We start from the raw sequence: 4412 nt of genomic DNA on the forward strand, positions 1-4412 counted from the left end.
ACTCCGGCCGCTGCGCGATCCCGCCCTTCACGACGACGGCTGAAACTGACTCTCTGCTCCGCTGCTACCCAGGGTCCAACTCGGCGGCCAGGTGCGCAAGGGCGAGCGCGGGTCCCAGGTCGTCTACATGGGCGAAACCACGAAGCGCCAGCAGGACGAGAGCACAGGCGAAGAGAGTGAGCGCGGCGTCCGCTTCCTCAAGACCTACACCGTGTTCAACGTCGGCCAGATCGACGGCCTGCCGGAGGCCTTCGCCATCCCGCCGGCAGAGGCGCCCTCCCCTGCCCTTCCCGGCCCGGCGCCGATCGCGCACGCGGAGGCCTTTTTCGCCGCTACGGGTGCCGCCATCCGGCACGCCGGCGTCCAGGCCTCCTACAGCGTCAGCACGGACGCGATCGCGATGCCGCCGCTCGCGGCCTTCCGCGACGCCGAGAGCTACTATGCCACTCTCGGTCATGAGACGGTTCACTGGACGCGCCACCCCTCCCGTCTAGACCGCAGCTTCGGCCGCCAGCGCTGGGGCGATGAGGGTTATGCCCGCGAGGAGTTGGTGGCCGAACTTGGAGCGGCGTTCCTGGCCGCGGACCTCGGCCTCGCCCTGGAACCGCGCGAGGACCATGCAAGCTACATCGCGTCGTGGATCGAGGTGCTGAAAGGCGACAAGCGGGCGATCTTCTCGGCCGCCGCTCACGCCGAGCGCGCTGTGAAATTCCTGCATGGCTTGCAGGCGGCCGAGGCCGCCGACCAGGAGCCCGAGTCGGACCACCGTGCTATCCGGACCGCTCCCGCCTTCGAGGCCGCCGCTTAGGCGGCCTCACCGGACGCCTCCAATTCGGCGGCCGCGGCGCATTCGCGCCGCGGCCGCCGCCTACGACGGCGTTTGTCCACCCCGCAGGGGCGGAGCGCGCTCGCGCGCGGAGCAGGCTGAGGGCGACGCGCTCCCATCCAAGGGGCCGTAGCGTCGTCCCCAGCCTGTGCGTCAAACGACTCGGCCACCGGCCGTCATGACCGTGTCAGCGTTAACGAGGTGTATAGAGCCACACCTTAAAACCTCTATGCTATGTCACACGTATCAGGCTATATGTGTATACCTGTAGGGACGAGGACGCGGCGATGAAGGTTCTCTCGATCATCTCGCAGAAGGGCGGCGTCGGAAAGACCACGCTCGCTACGGCTCTCGCCGTCGAAGGGAGCCGCGACGGCAAGAGGACCGTGCTGTTCGACCTCGACCCCCAGGCCAGCGCCTCGTTCTGGATGGACACCCGTCAGGACTCGTCCCTCGCGATCACGGCCGTTCCGGCCGCACGCCTCGGTCACGTGCTCGGCGCCGTTCGCGAGGCGGGCTGCGATCTCGCCATCATCGACACCCCACCGTTCGCGAAAGACATCGCGTTCGAGGCCACCCAACACGCCGATTTCGTGCTCGTCCCGTCCCGGCCGGCCGTGCTCGACGTCATGGCGATGACGCGGACCCTCGACCTGGTGAAGCACTACGGCACGCCGTTCGCCGCCGTGCTGACCTTCTGCCCCCCGATGGGGCGGGAGCTGGAGGACACGATCGGCACCATCCAGCAGCTCGGGGCCGAGGTCTGTCCTGTCCGCATCGGCAATCGGATCGCCTACTCGCGCGCCCAGCAGACCGGCCTTGCGGCGCAGGAGGTCGACCAGGGCGGTAAGGCGGCGCAAGAGGTCGCCGAACTTTACAAGTATGTGTGTATGCACCTATACAAGTCGGATCATGACGGAGCCCCCCATGCCCAAAAACGCGCTGCAAGCGGTTCTTGATAAGGCCAAGGCCGTCCCCGAGACGCCGCCGGCTGCTCCGGTCCCGATCGCGACGGCAAAGCCTCAGGCGACCACCGCGCGGGCGCGACCTGTGGCGCCTCGCGCCGCGCCCCGCTCGGCCGAGGTGGGCGAGCGCTTCTTCCGGCCCTCTCGGGAGGACAAGAAGCTGATCGCTGGCCACTTCGATCCGAAGGTGGCCAAACAGCTCAAGCTTCTCGCCGTCGAGGACGACACGACCGTGCAGGCGCTCCTCGAAGAGGCGCTGGACCTCCTGTTCGCCAAGAAGGGGAGGGCGCGCATCGGCGACCTGCTGCGCTCGTCCGCATAGCTAGCGCTATACGTGTAACTAATTTTACTCGTATGAGTGTATACCGATGAGCCAGCGCCAATACATCGACCGGCAATTCGACCTGTTCGTTCCGTTCGTCTCGGGGATGCCCCTGCGCGATCAACGCGAGGCTATGGAGCGCCCGTTCTTCAGTCTGTCCAAGAAGAAGCGATTGAAGCCGATCGAGTATCGGAGCCCCGATGGCCAGATCTTCGTCAACGTCTATCCGAATGCCGAATGGGGCATGGCCACCATCTGGGATGCCGATATCCTGATCTGGGCCGCCTCGACGCTGACCACCCTCAAGCGCAACGGGGTCAATGACCTGCCGCGCACGCTTCACTTTCAGCCCTTCGACCTCCTGAAAACCATTTGCCGCGATACGGGTGGCCGCCAATACACCCTCCTTCGCGAAGGCTTGGCGCGGCTCCAATCCACGTCGATCGTCACCAACATCCGGGCCGAGAAGACCCGCCGCAAGCAGCGCCAGTTCGCCTGGATCGAGTCCTGGTCGGACCTCATCGATGAGGAGACGAACCAAAGCCGCGGCATGAGCATCACGCTCTCGGACTGGTTCTACGAGGGCGTCATCATGGATGGCGGCGTGCTCGCGATCGACCCGGCCTATTTCGCGCTGACAGGTGGACGCGAGCGGTGGCTCTACCGCGTCGCCCGGAAGCACGCGGGCGGAAACGGGGAGGGTGGGTTCACCATCTCGCTTCCCACCCTGTTCGACAAGTCGGGCGCGGAAGGCACCTATCGGCGGTTCAAGTTCGAGATCACCGCCCTCGTGCGCCGTAACGAGCTGCCCGGCTACGACCTGGCGCTCGAGATCGATGGAGAGACCGAACCATCGCTCGTCATGCGCCGGATACGGGACGAGAGCCGGGAGGTGAACGTCGGCGCTCTCCCGATCCGTGCGCCCCGTAAGGTCCGCCCGAAAAAGGCCCCCCCTGCCGACGATCAACCCACGCTCGGCCTCAGCTTCACCTATCTCGCCGACGAGACCCTGGAAAAGGTTCGACGCGACTTTCCGGGTTGGGACGTCCACGCCCTCAAGGCGGAATTCGATACCTGGATCGCCGGCGCGACCGACCGTGCCCCGCGCGACTACCAGAAGGCGTTCTACGGCTTCGTGAAGCAGCATCACGCTCGCCACAGGCACGAGCTGCGCTGATCCCTGCTGAGGGACGCCCTCCAGGACCGGTCAGGCTGTTCCTGATGTGCCGACGTTCTGACTCCGCTGCCGGGAGGGAGGATAAAAGCCTTGACAATTACGTACAGGTCTCACGGCCCGAGGCCAATTGATTCGTAGGTTAGGAAGGTTTCGGCACATCAGGAACGGGTATTTGTCGGAAACGTCGGTACATCAGGAACGACTAAGAGGAGTTCTATCGAGCCCCGAAGGCGGCACATCAGGAACGGTTCGACGGCACATCAGGAACGCCGGATTCGGCACATCAGGAACGACCTGGCGGCACATCAGGAACGAGCCATCTCGGCTAAACTATTGAAATCAGAAGACAAGCTACGGTGGTATCCACAGGCTAACTCTCTAACGAATCTCATTTAACTCTCTAACCGCTCCGCCTCTTGGGGGCTTCGCCCCCGCCGGCTCGCTCCGCCGCTTTGCGGCTCCGCCCCGGGCGCTTCGCGCCCTCCCACCCGGCATCCCCGTTATCGGCGTCGGCCATAAGCCGACAGATTCTTACATGGAGCCTTTTCTGGAATCGTAGAGCAAACAGAACCGTCGCAATTGGCTCTCCGAAGGGAGCCAGGCGGAGCCGGCAGCGTCAGGTCTGAAAACGGCGGGGTTCTAGATTCGGGTGATCCAGAACGCTACCGGGTGAGAGCCCGGTGAGGCGCGAAATTCGACGTAGGAACGGACACGTCCGGCGGATCGAACAAGCCGGTGAACTCACGATCGGCGTAGTATCGCAGCTTGCGGGCCAGCACGGGCCGCTGCCCGGCCAGGAACAGCAGCTCGCCGTCCTGTGGCATGTTCCGGACCTCGTCGGAGGTTAGCAGGGGCCGGCCGACATGCTGCTCGCCGAGCGTGATCCCCGAGGCTTCCGCGTCGAGCGCCCGACTCAGGGTTTGGAACACCACCGTCTCCTGTCCGAGAAGGTCGGAGACCAGGCGGGCGCTGTCGTGGTCGTTGACGCCGAAGACCTGGAGCACGCCGGCGTTCGACAGGAAGGTGCCAGCGCGCTGACCGTAGGTGTAGCGGCGCGCAATCGAACTGTGGCGGAGGCGCAATCGAGGGCGTTTTCCGGCGCACGATCGGTGAGACTGGAGA

At 65.0% G+C, this 4412-nt stretch carries 5 protein-coding genes; 4 read left to right on the plus strand and 1 reads right to left on the minus strand.

The features are described from left to right. Positions 1-61 precede the first annotated feature (61 nt). The 4 genes from EU555_RS35670 (at position 62) to EU555_RS35685 (ending at position 3290) form a co-directional block, all read left to right on the plus strand. Complete coding sequence (locus EU555_RS35670; RefSeq protein WP_342636513.1) at positions 62-808, plus strand: ArdC family protein; 747 nt, start codon at positions 62-64, stop codon at positions 806-808. A 305-nt stretch (positions 809-1113) separates the two neighbouring features. Continuing rightward, positions 1114-1785, plus strand: a complete 672-nt coding sequence (locus tag EU555_RS35675) for a ParA family protein (protein WP_135420101.1) — start codon at positions 1114-1116, stop codon at positions 1783-1785. Beyond that, entirely contained in the window at positions 1754-2113 is a 360-nt protein-coding gene (locus tag EU555_RS35680) for a ribbon-helix-helix domain-containing protein (RefSeq protein ID WP_135420103.1), read from the plus strand. The genes EU555_RS35675 and EU555_RS35680 overlap by 32 nt, the downstream gene beginning before the upstream one ends. 46 nt (positions 2114-2159) lie before the next feature. Then, positions 2160-3290 (plus strand): replication initiator protein A, encoded by a 1131-nt coding sequence (locus EU555_RS35685; protein WP_135420105.1) that lies wholly within the window; start codon positions 2160-2162, stop codon positions 3288-3290. Between the two features lie 662 nt (positions 3291-3952). Here EU555_RS35685 and EU555_RS35690 read toward each other — a convergent pair. Beyond that, a partial coding sequence (locus tag EU555_RS35690; RefSeq protein WP_245524658.1) for a type IV secretory system conjugative DNA transfer family protein occupies positions 3953-4412 on the minus strand: 460 nt, incomplete at its 5' end.

It is taken from the genome of Methylobacterium nonmethylotrophicum (genome assembly GCF_004745635.1).
Taxonomy (GTDB): domain Bacteria; phylum Pseudomonadota; class Alphaproteobacteria; order Rhizobiales; family Beijerinckiaceae; genus Methylobacterium; species Methylobacterium nonmethylotrophicum.

Coding starts and splice junctions, on each gene's coding strand:
- EU555_RS35675 (WP_135420101.1), top strand. CDS start 1,114: ATGAAGGTTCTCTCGATCATCTCGCAGAAGGGCGGCGTCGGAAAGACC.
- EU555_RS35680 (WP_135420103.1), top strand. CDS start 1,754: ATGCCCAAAAACGCGCTGCAAGCGGTTCTTGATAAGGCCAAGGCCGTC.
- EU555_RS35685 (WP_135420105.1), top strand. CDS start 2,160: ATGAGCCAGCGCCAATACATCGACCGGCAATTCGACCTGTTCGTTCCG.